Source organism: Streptomyces spiralis, assembly GCF_014654675.1.
GTDB classification, from domain to species: domain Bacteria; phylum Actinomycetota; class Actinomycetes; order Streptomycetales; family Streptomycetaceae; genus Streptomyces; species Streptomyces spiralis.
Genome location: NZ_BNBC01000016.1, coordinates 44,515 through 66,679, shown reverse-complemented (window position 1 = coordinate 66,679; position 22,165 = coordinate 44,515). Strand labels below are relative to the sequence as shown.

16 protein-coding genes and 1 pseudogene are annotated in these 22,165 nt (G+C 69.7%); 3 read left to right on the top strand and 14 right to left on the bottom strand.

Features of this window, described 5'->3' with window-relative positions:
* Positions 1–147: 147 nt before the first annotated feature.
* A complete protein-coding gene (locus IE318_RS18235; protein WP_189901622.1) occupies positions 148–1,245 on the bottom strand; it encodes a PLL family lectin in 1,098 nt (365 codons plus the stop codon).
* A 286-nt stretch (positions 1,246–1,531) separates the two neighbouring features.
* Between IE318_RS18235 and IE318_RS18230 the strand changes: the two genes are divergently transcribed.
* Complete coding sequence (locus IE318_RS18230; RefSeq protein WP_189901620.1) at positions 1,532–2,620, top strand: LCP family protein; 1,089 nt, start codon at positions 1,532–1,534, stop codon at positions 2,618–2,620.
* A gap of 91 nt (positions 2,621–2,711) precedes the next feature.
* Positions 2,712–3,083 carry a PIN domain-containing protein gene (locus IE318_RS18225; protein ID WP_030184160.1) on the top strand — a complete coding sequence of 124 codons (372 nt, stop codon included), beginning with the start codon at positions 2,712–2,714 and terminating at the stop codon, positions 3,081–3,083.
* 29 nt (positions 3,084–3,112) lie between these two features.
* Here the strand turns inward: IE318_RS18225 and IE318_RS18220 are convergent, their stop codons facing one another.
* From IE318_RS18220 to IE318_RS18210, 3 genes are all read right to left on the bottom strand, one after another.
* Positions 3,113–4,636, bottom strand: coding sequence for an amino acid permease (locus IE318_RS18220; RefSeq protein WP_189901618.1), 1,524 nt, complete (start codon positions 4,634–4,636; stop codon positions 3,113–3,115).
* A 241-nt stretch (positions 4,637–4,877) separates the two neighbouring features.
* Positions 4,878–6,506 carry an amidohydrolase gene (locus tag IE318_RS18215; protein ID WP_189901616.1) on the bottom strand — a complete coding sequence of 543 codons (1,629 nt, stop codon included), beginning with the start codon at positions 6,504–6,506 and terminating at the stop codon, positions 4,878–4,880.
* Between the two features lie 29 nt (positions 6,507–6,535).
* Positions 6,536–8,038: an APC family permease gene (locus IE318_RS18210; RefSeq protein WP_189901614.1), complete on the bottom strand. Its 1,503-nt coding sequence runs from the start codon at positions 8,036–8,038 to the stop codon at positions 6,536–6,538.
* A 144-nt stretch (positions 8,039–8,182) separates the two neighbouring features.
* On the opposite strand from IE318_RS18210, the gene IE318_RS18205 reads away from it, so the two are divergent.
* Complete coding sequence (locus IE318_RS18205) at positions 8,183–8,920, top strand: TetR/AcrR family transcriptional regulator (protein WP_189901611.1); 738 nt, start codon at positions 8,183–8,185, stop codon at positions 8,918–8,920.
* Between the two features lie 487 nt (positions 8,921–9,407).
* Here IE318_RS18205 and dxs read toward each other — a convergent pair whose 3' ends face one another.
* The 10 genes and pseudogenes from dxs to ngcE all read right to left on the bottom strand — a co-directional run bounded on the left by dxs (position 9,408) and on the right by ngcE (position 21,760).
* Entirely contained in the window at positions 9,408–11,339 is a 1,932-nt protein-coding gene (gene dxs / locus IE318_RS18200; RefSeq protein ID WP_189901609.1) for a 1-deoxy-D-xylulose-5-phosphate synthase, read from the bottom strand.
* Between the two features lie 184 nt (positions 11,340–11,523).
* Positions 11,524–12,444 carry a SelB domain-containing protein gene (locus tag IE318_RS18195; protein ID WP_189901607.1) on the bottom strand — a complete coding sequence of 307 codons (921 nt, stop codon included), beginning with the start codon at positions 12,442–12,444 and terminating at the stop codon, positions 11,524–11,526.
* A 294-nt stretch (positions 12,445–12,738) separates the two neighbouring features.
* Positions 12,739–13,053 (bottom strand): annotated as a pseudogene (locus IE318_RS18190) (selenide, water dikinase SelD); the annotation flags it as partial.
* 183 nt (positions 13,054–13,236) lie between these two features.
* A complete protein-coding gene (locus IE318_RS18185) occupies positions 13,237–14,586 on the bottom strand; it encodes a sugar ABC transporter permease (protein WP_078917337.1) in 1,350 nt (449 codons plus the stop codon).
* On the bottom strand, positions 14,583–15,374 hold the full coding sequence (locus tag IE318_RS18180; RefSeq protein WP_030177843.1) for an ATP-binding cassette domain-containing protein: 792 nt from the start codon (positions 15,372–15,374) through the stop codon (positions 14,583–14,585). The genes IE318_RS18185 and IE318_RS18180 overlap by 4 nt, the downstream gene beginning before the upstream one ends.
* Positions 15,375–15,623: 249 nt before the next feature.
* Positions 15,624–16,712: a sugar ABC transporter substrate-binding protein gene (locus tag IE318_RS18175; protein WP_189901605.1), complete on the bottom strand. Its 1,089-nt coding sequence runs from the start codon at positions 16,710–16,712 to the stop codon at positions 15,624–15,626.
* 154 nt (positions 16,713–16,866) lie between these two features.
* Positions 16,867–18,078 (bottom strand): ROK family transcriptional regulator, encoded by a 1,212-nt coding sequence (locus IE318_RS18170; RefSeq protein WP_189901603.1) that lies wholly within the window; start codon positions 18,076–18,078, stop codon positions 16,867–16,869.
* Positions 18,079–18,370: 292 nt separating this feature from the next.
* A complete protein-coding gene (locus IE318_RS18165; protein ID WP_030177838.1) occupies positions 18,371–19,294 on the bottom strand; it encodes a carbohydrate ABC transporter permease in 924 nt (307 codons plus the stop codon).
* Between the two features lie 2 nt (positions 19,295–19,296).
* Complete coding sequence (locus IE318_RS18160; RefSeq protein ID WP_030177837.1) at positions 19,297–20,223, bottom strand: carbohydrate ABC transporter permease; 927 nt, start codon at positions 20,221–20,223, stop codon at positions 19,297–19,299.
* Between the two features lie 91 nt (positions 20,224–20,314).
* Complete coding sequence (gene ngcE, locus IE318_RS18155; RefSeq protein ID WP_030177835.1) at positions 20,315–21,760, bottom strand: N-acetylglucosamine/diacetylchitobiose ABC transporter substrate-binding protein; 1,446 nt, start codon at positions 21,758–21,760, stop codon at positions 20,315–20,317.
* Positions 21,761–22,165 lie beyond the last annotated feature (405 nt).

The following is a 22,165-nucleotide window of genomic DNA, read 5'->3' as shown; positions in this document are numbered from 1 at the left end:
CCCATAAATGCCCACCATTCCGGACATTGAGGCGATGCCTGTGATCTGCTTCATAGGACACGCATCCCGGGCCTGAGCTCTTGCTCCGACCGCCGGAAGTGCGGCGGATCAGCGCTCACCGAAGGCGAGGTTCAGCCGGTGGCCGCCTCACACGACAACGGCCTGGTCCAGCACCAGACCGGGCCCTTGCCCCTGCCGGGCGATCCGCAGCTCACCCGCCGTACCGATCACCGCCAGCACCAGACGTCCTCGCGCGTCCAGGGCCAGGGCGGGTTGATGGGCGCTCGACTCCCCCGTCAACGACCACCAGACGCCCGCGTGTTCGTTCTCCGTGCCACAGGCGGCCAGCACGACACTGCCGTCGACCGCCCGGTGTGCCAGCACCGTGCAGTCGTAGCCGTCGATCAGGGTGCGCGCCACGGCGTGGCGCCCCTCGGCCGGGCTCGACCCCATGGGAATCACCCACCCCCCTGGCCGGTAGGCCTGGACAGTTCCTGTGGCCAGGTCGGTCCAGTAGAAGGTGACCCGGTCGGGCCCCGTCTCCTGCACCGTGGCGCTTCCCGGCGCCGGCGAGACCTGGAGGTTCGGCCTTCGTTCCATGTCGCCGTCGTTGCTGGCCTGGGACCAGTGCAGGGCACAGCCGGTCCCGGTCACCAGCGCTTCGATCCTGCCGGACTGGAGCGCTCCTACCGCCAGACCGTCCTGGCCGCCACCGCCGCGCAGGTCCGCCCACGGCAGCCAGGCACCTCGCTTGTCCTCGCGCCGCAGACAGACACCACCGCCCGCGTTGCGGACCAGGACGTGCACCGTGCCGGAGGCACTCACCGCGGCGACCGGGGAGCCCATGTGCACCGCACGTTCCACGCGCCCGTGCGGGTTGCCGACGCTCCTCCACTCGGTCAAGGGACGGCCGGTCTGGTACTGGATCGCATGGACGACCTCGGGGAAGGCTCCCTTGCCCTGGCCCTTGAGGCGGCGCCCGAGGAAATGCACATAGCCGTCCGCGCCTTGGGCGAGGGAGAGGTCCTCGACGCCCGGGGCCGGGAAGAACTCCGGCCCGGACCACTCCGGACCGCCGGGGCGTGTCTCCGTCCACCGCAGCAGGCCGCCCGCGGCGCTGGCGTACGCCGTCAGGCGCCCGTCGCGGCCTCGCACGAGCCAGCGACCGTCGAGCACGGCGTGAGCGGTCGGCACCGCGCGCAGCTCGGACGGAGAGCCCGCCCCCGCCACCCTGGACCTGGCCATCAGAGCACGACCTCTACGGCCGGAGGCCTCAAGGGGAGGTTCCGTGCTCGGACGTCCCCGCGGACAGCGACCGCTCCCACGAACTCCACCCCATCCGCGTCCCACCATGTCATGAGCGCATACTAATTCTTTCGTAGGCTTTCACTATCTGGACGCTTGGAGCACACATGTAATCGCATACGCGTCTATAGTGCTGCGTCAGCCCAACACCGCGTGGACCGGCTCCCCCACCCGAGTCCCTTCCCACCCGCCCGTCACGGGCACGACATGCGAGGACTCAGGCAGGATGAGCCACGTCTCGACGACGCAGCGCCCCAACTCGAGCACGCCACCGCCCCGTCGGCGCCGCGAGCGAGGCAAACGACGTTGGGGGCGCATCGTCCTGCTGACGCTGCTGGTCCTGGTGCTGGCGGCGGGCGGCACCGCGTACTGGCTCTACAGCGATCTGGACGGCAACATCAAGGGCGTCGACATCGACAAGGCCATCGGTGACAACCGGCCGGAGAAACTACCCACTTCGGGACAGAACATCCTGATCCTGGGCTCCGACTCGCGGGCCGGGGCGAACGCCGCGCTGGACGCCGGCCATGTCTCCGGTGCCCGCTCCGACACCGCGCTGGTGATGCACATCCCCGAGGGCCGCACCAAGGCCGTCGCCGTCAGCATCCCCCGGGACACCCTGGTCACCCGGCCGGACTGCACCAAGTCCGACGGCAGCACGGTGCCCTCGGCGAAGCGTGTGATGTTCAACTCGATCTACTCGCAGGTCGGTCCGGCCTGTGTGGTCAAGACCGTGGAGAAGATCTCCGGGGTCCGCATGGACCACTACGTGGAGATAGACTTCGCCGGCTTCAAGGGGCTGGTGGACGCCATCGGCGGGGTGACCGTCAACGTCCCGCAGGACATCCACGACACGTCCAGCGGCCTGAACATGACCAAGGGCCCGCACCGGCTGAACGGCACGCAGGCGCTGCAGTTCGTGCGCACCCGGCACGGTTTCGGTGACGGCAGCGACCTCGGACGCATCAGCCTGCAGCAGCAGTTCATGCTGGACCTGCTGAGCGAGATCAAGAAGCAGGACCTGCTGGGCAGCCCCACCAAGAGCTACAAGATCGCCGACAAGCTCACCTCGGCCCTGACCACCGACTCCGACCTCGCCTCGCTGACCAAGCTGGCGGAGTTCGGACGCAGCCTCAACGGTGTCGATCCCTCCACGATGGAGACGATCATGATGCCGGTGCAGTACGACAAGGTCGACCCCAACCGTGTGGTGGCCGCGGAGCCGCAGGCGTCGGAGCTGTGGAAGGCCATCCGCAGCGACTCCCCGATCCCGGAGTCCGCGAAGAAGTCCCCGGCCACGGGCGGCAGTTCCTGACCCGGCCTTCGCTCACGCTCCCGCCGCGCCCGGAGCGCCGCTGCGGGCTCGTCTGTCCTGCGGTCCATGCGCCCCGTGCGACCCTGAATCCATGGACGAGACGCCTCCCCTGCTTGTGATCGTCGACGGTGCGAACGTCGTCGGGTCGGTACCCGACGGATGGTGGCGGGACCGCCGGGGGGCCGCGGAACGTCTGCGGGACCGGCTGGCGGCGGACGGCGTGCCGCACCTGGCCGAGCGGGCGGAGATCGTCCTGGTGGTCGAGGGCGCGGCGCGTGGGGTGAGCGCGGTGCCGGGCGTACGGGTCGAGGCCGCCGCCGGCAGCGGTGACGACCGCATCGTCGAACTGGTCGAGCAGGCCGGTCCGCGGCCCGTCCTCGTCGTCACGGCCGACCGGGAACTGCGGCGGCGCGTGAGCGAGTTGGGCGCCGAGGTCACCGGGCCACGGGCGGTGCGCGGATAGCGCGCGCTGCCGCGGGTCCGGTCCGGCTGTCAGGGGGCGCCGGTGGCGCCTGTGCCCGGGGTCTTGGTGGCGGCGGCCTGCTCGCGGAGCGCGAGGCGGCTGTGGGTGCGGCCGTAGAGGAAGTAGACGACGAAGCCGATCGCCATCCAGATGGCGAAGCGCAGCCAGGTCTCGGCGGGCAGGTTCAGCATCAGCCACAGGGAGGCCAGGACCGACACGACCGGGACGAACGGCACCAGCGGGGTCCGGAAGGCGCGGGGCAGGTCGGGGCGGGTCCTGCGGAGGATGATCACACTGATCGCGACGACGATGAAGGCGAACAGCGTGCCGATGTTCACCAGCTCGGCCAGTTCGCTCAGGCTGGTGAAGCCCGCGACGATCGCGATGACGACGCCGAGGAGGATCGTCGGGCGGTAGGGGGTGCGGAAGCGCGGGTGGGTGTGGGAGAAGAAGCGGGGCAGCAGGCCGTCGCGGCTCATCGCGAAGAAGACGCGGGCCTGGCCCAGGAGCAGGATCATACAGACCGTGGTCAGGCCGACGGCGGCGCCGAAGCTGATCAGGCCCGCGAACCAGGGATGCCCGGTGGACTTGAAGGCGTCCGCGAGCGGGGCGTCCACGGACAGCGCGCTGTACTTCTGCATGCCGGTCACCACGATCGACACGGCGACGTACAGGGTCGTGCAGATGACGAGCGAGCCGAGGATGCCGCGCGGCACGTCGCGCTGCGGATGGCGGGTCTCCTCGGCGGCGGTGGCCACGACGTCGAAGCCGATGAAGGCGAAGAAGACGACGGACGCGGCGGTGAAGATGCCCATGACGCCGAAGTTGGACGGTGCCCAGCCGAAGATCAGCTGGATGAGCGGTGCCTTGAGGTTGCCGCCCGCCGCGACCGGCTGTTCCTTGGGGATGAACGGTTCATAGTTGTCGCTGTTGATGAAGAAGGCGCCGGCGACGATCACGATGAGGACGACCGCCACCTTGACGGCGACGACCACCGAGGTGACCCGCGCGGAGAGTTTCATGCCGACGACGAGGATGGCGGTGAGGACCAGGACGAGAAGGGCGGCGAGGATGTCGAAGCCGAAGCCGGTGGCGGCGTCCCGGCCGCTGAGCGCCTCGGGCAGGTGCCAGCCCGCGTTGTCGAGCAGTGAGTGGATGTAGCCGGACCAGCCGACGGCGACCACCGCCGTGCCGAGCGCGAGCTCCAGCACCAGGTCCCAGCCGATGATCCAGGCGGGGAACTCCCCCAGTGAGGCGTAGGAGAAGGTGTACGCCGATCCGGCGACGGGAACCGTGGAGGCGAACTCGGCGTAGCAGAGGGCGGCGAGCGCGCAGACCACACCGGCGACGACGAAGGACAGGGACACGGCGGGGCCTGCGGTGTTCTTGGCGGCCGTGCCGGTGAGGACGAAGATGCCGGTGCCGATGATGACACCGACGCCGAAGACGGTCAGGTCGAGGGCGGACAGGGACTTTCGCAGCGCGTGCTCGGGTTCTTCGGTGTCCTTGATCGACTGTTCGACGTTCTTCGTCCGGAACAGCGTGTTGCTCACGGGCCTACCTCCCACGCTTGTCGCCTCGACATGGCTCGACATGATCGAGAGGGCTGGGGATGCGTATGCCCCGGCACTGGCAGGTTCACGCAGAAGGGCCGGTTCCGCCACCCGTAGGAGGTGACGGAACCGGCCCATTCCGGGATCAGTGGGATGCCGGTGCGGACCGGGGTCCGTGCCCGGTCAGGACCGGCATCCCGCTTGGACAGGTGCCCCCTGCAGTCGGGGACCGTCCAGGAAGTCACGGGGCCGCGGCGAACACCCGCACACCCCCGACGTACGTCGCCGCCACGCTCGTCTCCCCGATCGCCTCCGGCGGTCCGGCGAACGGGTCGCGGTCCAGCACCACCAGGTCCGCGAGCGCCCCCACGCGCACCTCCCCGGTGTCGTCCAGGTGGTTCACATGGGCGGAGCCCGCCGTGTACGCCCTGAGCGCCTCGGTGAGGCCGATGCGTTCGGCGGGCAGGAAGACCGGCGCGTCAGCGCCCGGTGCCACGCGGTTGACCGCGACATGGATGCCCTGGAGCGGGTCGGGGCTGCTGACCGGCCAGTCGCTGCCGGCGGCGAGCGTGGCCCCGGACCGCAGCAGGGCCCCGAACGGGTACTGCCACGCGGCGCGCTCAGGTCCGAGGAAGGGGATCGTCAGTTCGTCCATCTGCGGCTCGTGCACCGCCCACAGCGGCTGGATGTTCGCCGTCGCCCCGAGCCGGGCGAACCGCGGCACGTCGTCGGGATGCACGACCTGGAGGTGGGCCAGGTGCGGCCGGGTGTCGCCGGGTCCGTTCGCGGTGCGCGCGGCCTCCACGGCGTCCAGCGCGTCGCGTACCGCCCGGTCGCCCAGTGCGTGGAAGTGGCACTGGAAGCCCGCGGCGTCCAACGCGGTGACGTACTTCGGCAGTTGACCGGGATCGATGAAGTTCGTGCCCCGGTTGCCCGTCGCGCAGCCGCATGGGTCCAGGTATGGCTCCAGGAGCGCCGCCGTGCCGGTCTCGGCGACGCCGTCCAGCATCAGTTTCACGCTCGTCGCGCGGAACCTGCCGTGGTCGGCCGCGGCCCGCTTCTCCATGAGTTCCGGGATCTGCTCGGTGCCCCGCTCCCGGTCCCACCACAGCGCGCCGACCACGCGCGCGGTGAGCGAGCCCTCGCGTGCGGCGGTCAGGTACGCCTCCGAGGCGTCCTCCATGCCCAGGAAGTCCCCGACGAGCGCGTCCTGCCAGGCCGTGATGCCGAGCGCGTGCAGATGCCCCTGGGCGTGCAGCAGCGCGGCCAGCCGGTCGGCGGCGGTGGCAGGCGGGGTGAGGCGCCCGACGAGTTGCATGGCGCCCTCCTGGAGCGTGCCGCTCGGTTCGCCGGCGGTGTTCCGGTCGATCCGCCCGTCGGCCGGGTCGGGCGTGTGGCGCGTCACGCCCGCGAGTTCCAGGGCGCGGCTGTTGACCCAGGCGCCGTGGTGGTCGCGGTTGGGCAGGTAGACGGGACGGTCGGGAACGACGGCGTCCAGCAGCTCCTTGGCCGGGGTACCGCCCTCGAACGCCTCCATCGACCAGCCGCCGCCGAGGATCCACTCCCGCTCGGGGTGGGCGGCCGCGTAGGCGCGCACGCGGGCCACGGTGTCCTCGGCGGTCCGCGCCCCGGTCAGGTCGCACTGTGTGAGCTCCAGGCCCGCCGGGACCGGGTGGACGTGCGCGTCCTGGAAGCCGGGCAGCAGCAGCCGTCCGGCCAGGTCGACGACCTCGGTGCGCGGACCCGCGAGGCCGAGGACCTCGTCGTGCCCGACGGCGGTGATGCGGTCGCCGGTGACGGCCACGGCGGTCGCCGTGCGGCCCCGGGGGGTGAGGACGGGGCCGCCGGTGAAGAGGAGGTCTGCGGGCATGGTGCCTTTCCTTGAGGGGTCCTTGCCGGTCATCGGGGTGTGGCGAGCAACTGCGGCGCGTCGGCGTCCGTGCCGTCGCCGGTGCGGAAGTAGGGGGAGCGGCGGACCCAGCGGGCCCAGGTCGCGGCGACGAAACCGGTGGCGACCATCGCCACGGGCATCAGCAGCAGGAACCAGCCGTTGTTCGCGCTCAGTTCCAGGTGGTCGGTGGAGGTGTAGAAGGTCCAGCCGAGGTATCCGCCGAGGCCGAGCAGGGCAAGGGCGCTGAGCGCCGGCAGGATCACCGCGCGCACCCCTTGCCGCCAGTCCTCGCGCAGCAGCGCGCGGAACCGTACGGCGGCCGCGAGCGCCGTGAGCGCGTACGACAGGGCGACCACGATGCCGACGGCGTTCACCGTGGCCATGATCATGTCGGCGAGCCGCGGGATGGCCAGGGACAGGGCCGCCACCGCGGCCGCCAGGAAGCCGATCAGCACCGTTCCGGCCGCCGGAGTGCCGTAGCGCCGACTGACTCTGGCCCACACCGGCCCGAGCGTACGGTCCCGGCTCATCGCGAACATCGCGCGGGCCGTGGGGATCACCCCGGCCTGCAGCGAGGCGACCGCCGAGAACATGAGCGCCACCAGCGGCAGCGCGGCCAGCGGCTGGGAGGCGAGCCGGTCGCCGAAGTAGGCCAGCCCCTGGGGGCCGTGCCCGACCAGTTCCTTCTCCGACAGCACGCGCTGGAAGGCCACCGACCCGAGCAGGAACAGCGCCAGCATCGTCACCAGAGTGGTGATCCCCGCCCGGGACGCGTCCCGCGGGTCGCGCACCTCCTCGTTCACGCTGAACGCGCTCTCGAAGCCCCAGTAGCAGAAGACCGACAGCAGCAGCCCCTGGGCGATCGCCGAGGCCGAGGGAATGGCGAAGGGATCGAACCAGCTCAGCCGGAAGGCGTGCGGACCGGTGACGATGCCGTACCCGCAGAAGCCGAGCAGGACGACGTACTCGAAGACCAGCAGACCGCCCTGCAGCCGCGCCGCAGTCCGCACGCCGGTGACGGCGGTCAGGGTGACGGCGGCCAGGACCACGATGCCGACGGCGGTCGTCTGCGCGGTCGAGCCCGGGTCGAGGGTGTGCCCGCCCACCCGGTGCAGCCCGGCCTCACCGGCCAGCTGTAGCACCGCCGAACCGGTGACCGCCGTGGTGTACGCGAGGAACGCCACCGTCGCGACGATGTTCACCCAGCCGACCAGGAACCCGAGCCAGGGAGTGAGCGAACGGCCGACCCACACATACCCGTTGCCCGCGTTGGGCTCCACCCGGTTGAGCCGGGAGTAGGCGCCCGCGATGCCGAGGACCGGCAGGAACGCCAGCAGCATGATGGCCGGCAGATGGAGCCCCACCACACCCGCCGTGACTCCGAGGCCGATGCCGATGCTGGTGGTGGCGGCCGTGCTGGAGGCGGCGATGGCCACGCCGTCCAGGACGCCGAGGGACTTGCGCAGCGCGGGCCGCGCGGGTGGGTCGATCGGGGAGAGGGTGTCGGTCATGGGCGCGTCTCCGCTCGCACCTGGGGGCCCTGCCGGCCCCGGTGAAGGCACATGAAACTGCCCGCCCCTTTAACAGGTCAACGGTGTTGTCGTAAGGTACGGCCACTTCTGATCGCCGCGTCCGCGCCCGCCGAGAGGTCACCGATGAGCGAACGTGTCGTCCCGCCCGCCGACCGGCGCCGCAGGCGCCCGACCAAACAGGGCGTCGTCCTGTCCGAGGAACTGATCGTCTCCACCGCCCTGCGGCTGATCGAGGAGCACGGCGCGGACGCCCTCTCGGTCCGCCGCCTGGGCCGCGCCCTCGGCGCCGATCCCAGCTCGCTCTACCGCTACTTCCGCCACGCCGACGACCTGATGCTCGCCATCGCCGACGAGCTCATCGGCCGTACACTGCGCCTCTGGCGGCCCACCGGCGACTGGCAGGAGGACCTGCGGGATCTCGGCCTGAAGATGCACGCGGGCGCCCTCGCCCACCCCCGGGCCGCCGTGCTCAGCTCCTGTCGGGTCACCGGACGGGCCCACGAGATCCAGGCCGTGGAGACCATCCTCGGCGTGCTGCGCGACGCCGGCTTCCCCGACGGCGAGGCCGTGCGCATCTACCACGCCTACGTCGACCAGGCCCTCGCCTTCGGCGCCCTGGACTCGGCGGCCATCGCCCTGCCGCGGGCCGCGCGCGAGGCGGAGGCGTCCGTGTGGCGGGCCACGTACGCCCGGCTGCCCGCCGACACCCACCCGCACATCGCCGGCACGGCCCGCCACCTGGTGGCCGACATGGGGCGAAGCTCCTACCCCGCGGCCCTGGACCTGCTGCTGAGCGCGGCCGCGGCCCGCCTGCAGGAGATCAGGGCGCGGCAGGAACGGCCGGTGCCGGACAGGATCTGACCCGTGACGCCAGTGGCGACGGCCGGCTTGAATCCGTCTGGCGAGGACATCCGCCCCCCGGAGGGAGACGGCTGTGCGGCGCCGGGCCCGGGGGTGGTCCTGTCCGGCGGACCGTGCCGCAGACGCAGGGCCTGGCACCCAAGCTCTTCGAGCAGGATTACCGCCGGCGGCGTTGCCCGCCGGCTGCCGACTCGACCGAGCCCCGAACGACCAGGGCGGCCCCCCATCGGCCCCGCTCACCTGGGTGGGCCGGCCGCCGTTCGGCCAACGTTGCGCCGCCGGAGGGACCCTGGTGCCCCAACAGGCAACGTTCGCCCCGTCGCGACGCCCGGCACGCCCTCTCGCTGCACCGCCCGAAAGCCCAAGCACGTCCAGTACGAGGGCTTCCGGCCGGCACGCCGAGTGGGGGCACCTCCCACGCCGTCAATGCAGTGGGGGAACGCACCGGACGCCGCTCCTTGACGGGCAGACGTTGCCTGCCGGGGCACTAGTCGCGTGCCGGCTGCACCGCCGAGTCGACCTCGGCGGCCGTCCGCTCGAACCGCCCGTCGAGCCGGGAGACGAGGCCGGTGACCTGGCGGGCGATGTCGGGCGCGGTCAGGCCGACCTCCGCCATGACCTCGGCGCGCGAGGCGTGGTCGAGGAAGCGGGGCGGGATGCCGAAGTCGCGCAGCGGCACGTCGACGCCCGCGTCACGCAGCGCCTGGGCGATCGTGGAGCCGACCCCGCCGACGCGGGAGTTGTCCTCGACGGTGACGACCACACGGTGCCGTTCGGCGAGCGGGGCCATGGCCTCGTCGACGGGCTTGACCCAGCGCGGGTCGACGACGGTGGTGGAGATGCCCTGCTTGTCCAGGAGTACGGCGATCTCCAGACACATGGGGGCGAGTGCCCCGACGGAGACCAGCAGGACATCCGGGGTGTCGGTGCCCGGCTCGCGCAGTACGTCCATGCCGCCGACGCGGCCCACGGCGGGTACGGCGGGACCGACGGCGCCCTTGGAGAAGCGCACGACGGTCGGGGCGTCCTTCACCTCGACGGCCTCGCGCAGCTGGGCGCGGACCTGGTCGGCGTCGCGGGGTGCGGCCAGGCGCAGGCCCGGGACGACCTGGAGGATGGACATGTCCCACATGCCGTTGTGGGAGGCGCCGTCGGTGCCGGTGATGCCGGCCCGGTCCAGGACGAAGGTGACTCCGCACTTGTGCAGGGCCACGTCCATCAGGACCTGGTCGAAGGCGCGGTTGAGGAAGGTGGCGTAGACGGCGAAGACCGGGTGCAGGCCGCCGTGGGCGAGGCCGGCCGCCGAGACCGCGCCGTGCTGCTCGGCGATGCCGACGTCGTAGACCCGGTCGGGGAAGGCCTTGGCGAACCTGTCCAGGCCCACCGGCTGGAGCATGGCGGCCGTGATGGCCACGATGTCCCTGCGTTCCTTGCCGAGCTTGACCATCTCGTCGCCGAAGACGCTCGTCCAGTCGGCGCCGGAGGTGGCGATCGGCAGACCCGTGTCGGGGTGGATCTTGCCGACGGCGTGGAAGCGGTCGGCGTCGTCCTGGAGGGCGGGCTGGTAGCCGCGGCCCTTCTCGGTGAGGCAGTGCACGATCACGGGGCCGCCGAAGCGCTTGGCGCGGGCCAGCGCGGACTCCAGGGCCTCGATGTCGTGGCCGTCGATCGGGCCGACGTACTTCAGGCCCAGGTCCTCGAACATGCCCTGCGGGGCGATGAAGTCCTTGAACCCCTTCTTCGCGCCGTGCAGCGTTTCGTACAGCGGCTTGCCGACGACCGGGGTGCGCTCCAGGAGCTCCTTCGTCCGGGCGAGGAAGCGCTCGTAGCCGTCGGTGGTGCGCAGGGTGGCGAGGTGGTTGGCCAGACCGCCGATGGTGGGCGCGTAGGAGCGCTCGTTGTCGTTGACGACGATGACCAGCGGGCGGTCCTTGGCGTCGGCGATGTTGTTCAGCGCCTCCCAGGCCATGCCGCCGGTCAACGCGCCGTCACCGATGACCGCGACGACATGGCTGTCGCGCTGGAGGATCTGGTTGGCCTTGGCGATGCCGTCGGCCCAGCCGAGGACGGTGGAGGCGTGGCTGTTCTCGATCACGTCGTGCTCGGACTCGGCCTGGGAGGGGTAGCCGGACAGGCCGCCCTTCATCTTCAGCCTCGAGAAGTCCTGCCGGCCGGTGAGAAGCTTGTGCACGTAGGACTGGTGGCCGGTGTCCCACAGCACCTTGTCCTTCGGCGAGTGGAAGACGCGGTGCAGGGCGATGGTCAGCTCCACCACACCGAGGTTGGGGCCGAGGTGACCGCCGGTCTTGGAGACCGCTTCGACGAGAAAGGTCCGGATCTCCTCTGCCAGCTGGTCCAGCTCCTCCAGGCTGAGCCGGTCCAGATCGCGCGGTCCCTTGATACGGGTCAGCAGCGGCACCCGTGCCTCCTTGCGTTTGAGCTGGTGAGAGCTGGTTGTGCGGATCAGGCTTCGTCGAACTGGTTGGACTGGTCGAGTCTAATGTTCCGTCCCCGGACGCCAGTCACCGGGAGCGCCGCCCATTTGTCGCAGTTTCGCCCGTAATCTCGTACGACGCCGGGCCGCGCTGTGGCTGAGGGAACACCTACGTCGCCACGGTCACCAGCCGCCTGAGGCCCTGCTCGGTGACGCGGGTGTGCCCCGGCCGGTCGAGGAGCTCGAACAGGGGCACCGCCACCCGTCGTGAGGTGCCGAGCGCCTGCCGCCCGGCACTGAGGGTGAACGGCTGCGGCAGCCGTGCCAGTCGGGCGAGCGCGAGGGACACCGCGTCGGGGTGCACGTACACACCCTGGGCCAGTCGGCGCACCCGGCCGCGGTCGGCGGCGGCGCGCAGATGGAACGGGGTGAGACCGAGCGCGTCCAGCTCGGGCGGCCCGGGCGCGTCGAACGGATCGGCTTGCAGCCTCGCGCACACGGCGTCGACGGCGCACTCGACCCGATCGTCCTGCGCGGGGCGGGCGCCCGCCTCCCGGAGACCCATTGCGTCCCGCACCAGACCGAGCTCGTCGGCCGCCGCGTTCAGCAGCGGGATGTCGGGCAGGCCGGTGGCCCGCAGCGCGGTGTCCCGTGGCAGGGCCGCGGCGGCCCGCTCCCGTACCGCCGCGGCCGGCAACTCCCCGCGCTCGCGCCACCATCCCGCGTCGACGCACCACCCGGCGATCTCCCGCGTCCCCTCCGGTGTGCGCGCGTCCGGCTCCAGGTGTCCGGACGCGGTGAGGGTGGTCCGCCGTACCACGCCGCGCCGGGCGATCCCGACGGCGGCGTCGGGCCGATCGGGGCGTACGGCGAGGTCCGCGTGACGGCGGACGGCGGCGCCCCGCCGGGTCAGCGGCGGCGGTTCCAGGTCGAGGACGACAAGGCCGGCGACGATCCGCTGCTGCCCCGGATCGCGCGGCAGCGCCCGCTCCCCCACGTCGAGCGGCAGCGCACGCTCCGCCCTGATTTGCGCCGTCCCCTCGCCCAGGCATCGTGCGCCGACTGCCGGTCGAGCCAGGTGATCCTGCACGTGGGATCCGCCGCCGTCCCCGTCCGCGTCTGGTCCCGCGCGGAGCCGGTCCGCGTCCGGCAGTTGCGGAGCCTCGGCCGGAGCGTGGACCGGGCGGACGCCGTCGCCCGGGTCGCCGTCAACCTGCGCGGGCTGCCCCGCGACGCCGTCCGCCGGGGCGACGCGCTGGTGACACCCGGCTGGTGGGCGGGCACCAGGGAGTGCGACGCGCGCCTCGACTGGCGCGACGCGAGCACGGTGTCGGTGAGGGGCACGCGCCGGTGGGCGGGCACGCGGGTGCGGGACGTCATGGGGTCAGCCGACCGTCACGAAGTGGTCGCCGCGCGGGGCGAGATGGCCGATGACGGGCGCACCGGGTATCTCCCCGGCGACGAGCAGACCGCCGGAGGTCTGGGCGTCGGCGAGCAGCAGCCGCTCGTCCTCGCCGACGGCGGGCCCGAAGCGGGTGTGCGAGCCCACCCAGTCGAGGTCGCGCCGGGTGCCGCCGCTGACGTAACCGTCGCGTACGGCCTCGCGGGCGCCGTCCAGGTAGGGGATGGCTGCCGGGTCGAGGACGGCCGTGACGCCGCTGGCCCGGGCCGGCTTGTAGAGGTGGCCGAGGATGACGAACAGGGATGTCAACCTGTTATTTCCGCCTCAACCTTTCCAATTCTCCCTTCCGCTTATTGCTTCTGCTTCTTCGAGTGAAAGGTGGCGGCACGAAGGGAAATCATGATGGGCGGGTGCCCGGACACACGGATGGTGCCCGGCCTCGTCCTTGACGCCGGGCACCATCGGTCGGTGAGGGGGCCGTCAGGCGCGGCCCGCGGCCTTCTGGCTCTTGCGGGAGACGGAGTCGATGACCACCGCACCCAGCAGCACCGCACCGGTGATCATGTACTGGATCGACGTGTTCATGTTCAGCAGGTCGAGACCGGTCTGGATCGACTGGATGACCAGCATGCCCAGCAGCGCCGACCACACCGAACCACGGCCACCGAAGAGGCTCGTACCACCGATGACGGCCGCCGCGATGGCGAGCATCAGCGTGTTGCCGCCGCCCGCGTTCAGCGTGGCGCTCGCCGTCTGGCCGGCGAAGAACATGCCACCGAGAGCCGCGAAGCCACCGGAGATGGCGAACACGGTGATCCGCACCATCGGCACGTTGATGCCGGCGCGGCGCGCCGCCTCGATGCCGCCGCCGACCGCGAAGACCTTACGGCCGTACGTCGTACGGCGGAGTACGAAGTCGACGACGACCAACGCGGCGAGGAAGATCACCAGAGCGTTGGAGACGCCGGCGGAGTTGTTCAGCGTGGCCGCGGCGACGAAGGACGCCACCGCGAGCAGGCCGGCCCGGAGCAGGATCTCACTGGTGGGCCGGAAGGGCACCCCGGCCGCCTTGCGGCGGCGCTGATCGTTGAACGAGCCCACGAGCATCAGCACGACACCGAGGCCCGCCAGCAGGTAGGCGCCGACGATGGCCTGGTCCATGAAGAACGAGTTCTGTCCGAACAGGTGCACCGGGCCGGAGTCGGCAGGGATGTTGATCGTGCCACTGGAGCCGAGCAGCCACAGCATCAGGCCGTTCCAGCCGAGGAAGCCGGCCAGGGTCACCACGAACGCCGGTACGCCGATCTTCGCGAAGAACCAGCCGTGCAGCGCGCCGATGCCGATGCCCGTGATGATCGTCAGGATCAGGGCCAGCCAGCCGTTCATGCCGTGGTTGACCACGAAGACGGCGAACACGGTGGACGCGAGGCCGCTGACCGAGCCGACGGAGAGGTCGATCTCGCCGAGCAGCAGAACGAACACCAGGCCGATGGCGAGCATGCCGGTGGCCGACAGGAAGTAGCTGATGTTGGACAGGTTGTCCGCGCTGAGGAACCGGTCGTTCTTCAGCTGGAAGATCGTCCAGATGATGATCAGGCCGATGAAGACCGGCAGCGAACCGAGTTCGCCGCCCTTCACCTTGCGCTTGAACTCGGTGATGTAGCCCTTGAGGCCCTCTTCGCGGACCAGCAGGCGCGGGTCGACGACAGGCACCGGGGCAGCCGTGGGGTCGTCCGCGGGGGCCACGGTCGTCGGGGCCTCCACAGCGGCGTCGGCCTTCTCGTCCTTGGGCGAACCCTTGCCCTTCACGGTGTTGGACGTGTCACTCACTTTGCCGCCTCCGTGCTGCGACGCTCCGCACGACGAGTCACGGCGTTGTCCGTGGCTCCCGTGATCGCGGCGATGATGTCTTCGTGGCTGGTGCTCTTCACGGGGAAGAAGCCGTTGTTCTTGCCCAGGCGCAGGACGGCGACGGTGTCCGCGACCGCCTTGACGTCCGCCATGTTGTGGCTGATGAGGATGACCCCGAGGTCACGCTCACGCAGCCGCTCGACCAGGTCGAGCACCTGCGCGGTCTGCTCGACGCCGAGAGCTGCGGTGGGCTCGTCGAGGATCACCACCTTCGGGTCGCCGATCAGGGCGCGGGCGATGGCGACGACCTGGCGCTGGCCGCCGGAGAGGCTCGCGATCGGGATACGCACGCTCGGGATCCGGATCGAGAGCGTGCTCAGCAGTTCGCGGGCCTGCTTCTCCATCGTCACCTCGTCGATGGCGCCACGGTGCAGCAGCTCGCGCCCGAGGAACAGGTTGCCGACCACGTCGAGGTTGTCGCACAGAGCGAGGTCCTGGTAGACGGTCGCGACGCCGAGTCCCTGGGCGTCGTGCGGCTTGGTGATGCTGACCGGCCGGCCCTCCCACTCGATGACGCCCTCATCGATGGGGTGGACACCCGCGATCGTCTTGACCAGGGTCGACTTTCCTGCGCCGTTGTCGCCCACGAGGGCGACCACTTCTCCGGCGTGGACCTCCAGTTCGACATCGGTGAGGGCCTGGACCGCACCGAATCGCTTGGAGACTCCGCGCAACGCCAGCACGGGCGTAGCGGACACGTGAACCATCTCCTTCGCCGCCTGACCGGCGGGGATGCCGCGCCTGAGAGGTCGGGCGCGGAGGAGCGTGCATGCAGCACGCGCTTACAAGATGAACATGAGCGAATCCGCTGCCGTTGGCAACGGTGTCCGTCCAACGCCCGTCCCGGCGGCGGGGTATGGAGGCCGGGACGGGCGTCGGACAGGTTTCGCGGGACCGCTGAGGCGGTCGGGGCTCGTGCGGCTCGTACGAGCGCCACCCGAGCGTCGCTCGAGTGCTTACTCGAGGCCGGCGGCCTTGCAGGCCTTCGCGTACTCGGCGGTGCAGATGTCCTGGACGGTGTAGAGCTTGTCCTTGATCACCGTGTCCTTGATGTTGGCCTTGGTGACCGACACCGGGGGCAGCAGCTGCGAGGGCACCTTGTCGCCGGAACCGCTGGTCTTCGTCACCGTCGCGAGGGACGAGATGTCCTTGCCCTGGAGCAGGTTGACCGCGAGCTGAGCGGCGGCTTCCGCCTCCGGCTTGAAGGCCTTGTAGACGGTGCTGGACTGGGTGCCCGCGACGATGCGCTGGATGCCCGCGAGCTCCGCGTCCTGTCCCGTCAGCGGGATGCCGCTGATCCCGGCGCCCTTGAGCGTGGTGGCGATACCGCCGGCCATGCCGTCGTTGGCGGCGTAGACGCCCGCGATCTTCTTGGCGCCGATCTGGGTGATGGCCGCCTTCATCTTCTGGGCGGCGACGGTGTCCTTCCACAGACCGGACTGCTCGTAGGCGATGTCGACCTTGCCGTCGAGGACGCTGTGGGCGCCCTTCTTGAACTCCGCGGCGTTCGGGTCGGCGTCGTCACCGTTGATCATGACGACCTTCGACGACTTGGTGGCCTTGGAGCCGAGCGCGTCGACCAGCGCCTGGCCCTGCAGCTCGCCGACCTTGACGTTGTCGAAGGAGACGTACGCGGAGACCGGGCCCTGGGCGAGGCGGTCGTAGGCGATGACCTTGATGCCCTTGTTGACCGCGGTCTGGATGGAGGACTTGATGGCGGCGGAGTCCTGGGCGCTGACCACGATGACCTTGACGCCCTTGGTGATCATGCTGCTGACCTGCTGGGCCTGCTTGGCGGCGTCACCGGCGGCGTTCGCGTACTCGACCTTGCAGTCCGAGCACAGCGCGCTGACCTTGGCCTCGAAGTAGGGCTTGTCGAACTTCTCGTAGCGTGCGGTGACGCTGTCGGGGAGCAGCAGGCCGATCGTCTTGTCGCCCGAGCCGCTGCTGGACGAGTCGTCACTCTTCTTGTCGCCCGCTTTGCCACAGGCGGCCACCGAAAGGGCCATCGAAACAGCGGCGGTGCCAATGACGACTCTACGCATCGTTGCGTTCATTGTTGGGGGTGCCTCCCTGACAGGGCCGCGCTGCGGCCGAGGTGGTCGGAAGTCAACTCGGCCGCACGTGCGACGTCAAGAAGTAAATCCTTAACGGGTTGGCAACGACATGTTTCGTTCTCTAAGTGAAGACAGGATTGCTCTAAGTGAAGACGGGCATGGCCACACGCCGAGCATCTGCCGCACTTCCGTCCAAGAGGGTGGAATCACCCATCTCGCTGAGCGCCAGGGCCAGTGCCCCGAGCACCTCTGCACGGCCGCCAAGTGCCCCGGGAAGAACGGACAGTTGGCGTGCGGCACTGGGGATGGCATAGCGCCCGACGGACTCTCTGATCGGCCCGAGCACCAGCTCGCCCGCCTCCGCGAGATCACCGCCGAGGACCACCCGGCTCGGGTTGAGCAGATTGCAGAGATTGGCGACTCCACTGCCGATGTGACGGCCGACGTCGGCGATCACCCGACGACAGCCCGGGTCACCGTCCCGCGCCAGCCGTACGACGCCTTCCATGGTCAGATCGAGGCCGTGACTGGGCTGGAGCAGCGGCAGGACGTACCGCGCGGAGGTGAAGGTCTCCAGGCAGCCACGGTTTCCGCAGCGGCAGACCGGGCCGGATTCATCCAGTGTAATATGCCCGATTTCACCCGCTGTGCCGCCGGGGCCGCGGTAGATCTTCCCGTTGATGACCAGGCCGGCGCCCACACCACTGGCGATCTTGATGTAGGCCAGGTCGCGGACCCCGCGCCCGCTGCCCCACACCAGCTCGCCGAGGGCGCCGAGGTTGGCGTCGTTGTCCACGTGCACCGGCACGCCGAGCCGCCCCCGCAGCTCCTCGGCGGGCTTGATGCCGCCCCAGCCGGGCAGGATGGCCGTGGAGCCGAGCGTGCCGGACTCCACGTCGATCGGGCCGGGCACGCCGAGGCCCACGCCGGCGATCTTGGAGCGGTCCACCCCCGTGGCCGCGATCAGCCGGTTGACCAGCTCCTCCGCCCGGTCGAAGCCCTGCACCCAGGAGGCGTCCACGTCCAGCGGCTCGGACTCCTCGGCGAGTACCTGGTGGGCGAGGTTCCCGATCGCGACCCGCAAATGCGCATGCCCGAAGTCGACGCCGATCACGATCCCGGCGTCGCCGCTCAGGGACACGCTGCGGGCCCGGCGGCCGCCCGCTGACGTGGGTGTGACCTGGACCGTTCCGCCGTCCTTCAGCTCGCGCACGATGTTGGAGACCGTTGCCGCGGACAGACCCGTGGTCCGCGCGATCTCCGCCTGCGTGAGGGAACCGGCAAGACGCACGGCACGTACGACCCGCTCCAGGTTGGCTCGGTGCAGCGACGACTGCGACCCTGGAGTCTCCACGACGACCTCCTGAGCGCGGGGCCGCTCCGGTGAGGCCCCGTCTATCCAACAAGTGAACTCTAAGATGAGCCGTTCGTGTCGCCTCCCGTCAAGAGGTTGAACCGTTTCCGGGCCCTTGGACACACCTGCGGAGCCGTGGTAGGGCACGCCGAAGCACTCCGCCGGTGATCGCGGCAGGAGGGCCGTCGATCGCCGCAGGAGGGGCTGCGAAGGCACGCCGAAGCCGCCCCCGGCGGCCGGGGGCGGCTTCGGCGTGGAACGCGCGCGAGCGGGCCCGGGAAGGGCCTCGGAGCTACTTCAGGGCGCCCGCCGTCAGGCCCTGCACCACCTGGCGCTGGAAGACGATGTACGCGGCCAGGACCGGCAGCATCGCCATCACCAGGCCCGCGAAGAGACCGGACCAGTCGCCCTTGTAGCCCTGGCTCACGGCCAGCTGCACCAATCCCTGGGTGAGCACGTGCTTGTCGGGGTCGGTGTTGAGCACCGTCGGCAGCATGTACTGGTTCCACTGCCCGAGGAAGTTGAAGATTCCCACGCTGATCAGGCCGGGCTTGGCCATCGGCAGCATGATCTGGAAGAACGTCCGGGTGTGCGAGGCGCCGTCCACGAAGGCGGCCTCCGCCACCGAGGTCGGCAGGGTCCGGAAGAACGCCGTCAGGAAGAACACCGTGAAGGGCAGCGAGTAGGCGATGTAGACCAGGATCAGTCCGTGGATGGTGTTCAGCAGCCCCATGTTGTTCACGACGTAGAACAACGGCACCAGCGCCAGCATGATCGGGAAGCTCATGCCGCCGATGAAGAGGTAGTAGATGAACCGGTTGCCCGGGAAGTCGAACCGGGCCAGCACGTACGCCGCCATCGAGCCGAGCACCAGCGTGCCGATGAGCGAGCCCCCCACCACCAGAACGGTGTTGAGGAAGTAGTCGCTCATGTGGGCGTCGCTCCAGGCGCGCGACCAGTTCTCGAAGTGCAGCCTGTCCGGCAGCGACCAGGGCGAGCTGAAGATGTCGCCGTCGGTCTTGAAGGACGTCATCACCGCCCACACCAGCGGCATGACGACCATGATCGCCCAGACGATCAGGATGCCGTGGGAGAAGACGTTGAGGACACCGCCCTCCTTCTTCTGCCGGGTGTCCGTCCCGGCCGGCACGCCGACCTTGGAGACGGTGGCGCCGGACTCGGCCGGTACGGGGGCGGGGGTCTCGGTCGTTTTCATGATCAGAACTCCAGCCGCTCGCGCCGGCCCAGCCGCATCACGATCGCCGCGAAGGCCAGCGTGACGACCAGCAGGGCGACGCCGATCGTGGTGGCGTAGGCCGCCTGCCCGTCACGGAACGCCTTCTGGTACACGTACAGGACCATGACGGTGGTCGAGTAGTCGGGGCCGCCCGGCCCGGTCGTCATGATCTGTACGACCGCGAACGACTCCGCGCCGAGGGCGAGGATGCCCATGTAGACCCAGCCGGACTGCACGGTGTCCCACAGCAGCGGCAGGGTGATCCGGAAGAAGGTGGCGAACCGGCTGGCGCCGTCGAGCAGCGCGGCCTCGTACAGATCTGCCGGGATGGAGGCCATACCGGCCGAGAAGAGGACCACGAAGAAGCCGGTCGTCGACCAGACCAGCACGGCCATCACGCACCACAGCGCCAGGTCCGGGTCGCCCAGCCACAGCGGCTGAAGGCTGTCGAGCCCGACCGCGCTCAGCAGGGAGTTGATCGCGCCGCTGTCCGGGTTGTACACGAACGCGAACAGGATGGCGACGATGGCGATCGACAGCACCTGCGGGAAGAAGTAGACGATCTTGTAGAACGAGGAGCCGCGGACGCCGGTGATGGCCGGTCCGCCTCTCCTGCGCCGCCCGCCGACATTGATCATGAAGGCGAAGAACAGTGCCAGACCGAGCGTCACGACCGGCAGCACCAGCGCGAACAGCAGACTGTGCTGCAACGACTTCCAGAAGATCTCGTCGTCGAACATCCTCTTGTAGTTGTCGAACCCGACCATCTTGAAGTCGGGACTCAGGCCCGTCCAGTCCGTGAACGAGTAGTAGATGGACTGGATGAACGGCCAGACGACGAAGAGCGCGTACAGCCCAAGGGGTAGGACCAGAAACCCCACGATGAACCGGTACTTGCCGTGCTGCATTGCTAGCGTCCCCGATCTGAAGGGCGGACGGTGCCGCCAGGGCCCGTCCGGCGGCCGTCACGGTCGCCGCACGGGCCCTGGCGACGGACCCTCACTGGTGCTTGTAGTGCTTGATCGACGTGTCCTTGGCGGCCTCGTCGGCGAAGCCCTGGATCTTGCTGATGGCCTCCGCCGGGGTGAGGCGGCCGGCCATCATCTCGCCCAGACCGGCCACACCGATCTTCTCCTTCTGCAGCTGCACGTACCAGTCCTGCAGCCGCGGGTTCACCACGTTGGTGCCGGCCTTGTCCAGCGCCGCCACGCCGGACTTCAGGCCCGGGGTCAGCTCGATGCCCGTGGTGCCGCCGTTGTAGGCGGTCAGCGACTTCACCTTCGAGGTGAAGTTCTTGGAGGAGGCCTCGCTGAGCATGATGCGCAGCTGCTCCATGCCGCCCGCGGGGTTCGCGGCCTTGGCGGGGACGATGAAGGGCTCGCCGCCGGAGGCCCAGATGGTGCCGAACGGCATCTTGTCGGAGCTGTCGATGCCGCTGGGGGCGGAGACCGCGAGGTTGAAGTCCTGCGGAATCACGTTCGCGGACTCGTTCTCCACCCAGGAGCCGTTCGGGATGAACAGCGCCTTGCCCTTGGCCCAGGCGGTCTGCGACTGGATGTGGTCCAGGCCGGGGGTGCCCTTGAGGATGTAGCCCTTCTTGTAGAGCTCGTAGTACGCCTCGAAACAGGCCTTGACCGCCGGGTGCTTCCAGGCGTTCGGCTCCAGGTTGTCGATGGCGTCCAGGACCTCCCGGCCGCCGACCTTGGCGATCATCGGGTACAGCGAGAAGGGGATGTAGTACGGGTACTTGCCGGCGTAGGTCCAGCCGGCCATGCCCTTCTTCTTGGCCTTCTCGCAGACCTTGAGCATCTCGTCCCAGGTCTCGGGGTACTTCTCGTCGAGCGAGTCCAGGGCCTTCTGCGAGTACCAGACGCCGTAGACCGTGTAGGCGTAGTACATGATCCAGACCGGCTGGCCGTCGAACTGGCCCATCTCCACGATGCCCGGGCGCAGCGTGTCGCGGACCTTCTTGTTCGGGTCGTCGTACGACGGCGCGTCCAGCAGCGGGGTGAGGTCGGCGAGCTGGTTCTTGCCGACGAGGACGCCCATGTCCATCTGCTCGGCGCCGGAGTTGTCGATGAGGTCCGGCGGGTTGCCCTGGTTGAACCGAGGCTGGAGCGTGGACTGGATCTTCTGGGTGGCGCTGAACTTGACCGTCGCCTTGGGGAAGTTCTTCTGGTAGATCTTGGTGGCGTCCTCGGCGTACTCCTTGCCGAAGCCGCCGTCGAAGAGGACGAATTCCATCTTGGCGGTCTCGTTGACCCCCAGCGGATTCTTCGCGGTCTTCTTGCCCGACTTGGCCTTGTCCTGTCCGTCGCCACCGCCACTGGCGCACGCGGACAGGAAGCTCATCGCGGGTACGGAGATCAGGCCGAGAGCCGCGGACCGCTTGATCAGGTCGCGGCGGCCGACGCCTCCGTGGTTCTCGGCGGAAGTGGATCCCATGCGCAAGTCCTCGCCTTCTCCAGGACTCAGGCGGTGAACCGGATCCTCCCCGGCACCGCGTAAGGCCAAGCTGGGTCGTGCAGAAAGTACTTCGTGCGTCTTCTACCGGGATCGCTGGGAAAACAAGGAGGCGGACGCGTTTCGCACGTCAAACCACCTTTCCGGCTCCCCCCGGGCCCGCCCCCGCACGGTCGAACGGCATCGCGGACGCCGACAGGTATAGTCCACTTCGGGCGGACGGAGCAAGATCGAAGACAAGGTTCGCTGTCGGTCTTATCCGAGTTGAGACCTCGCGGAAATATGAGCCGCCTGTGGCGTGCTTGAGGGAAATATCCCGGACTTCACGCCCGAATGCCACGCACAACACCCTTGACATCTTTGGTCACTTGACTCCCTACTGGAGCT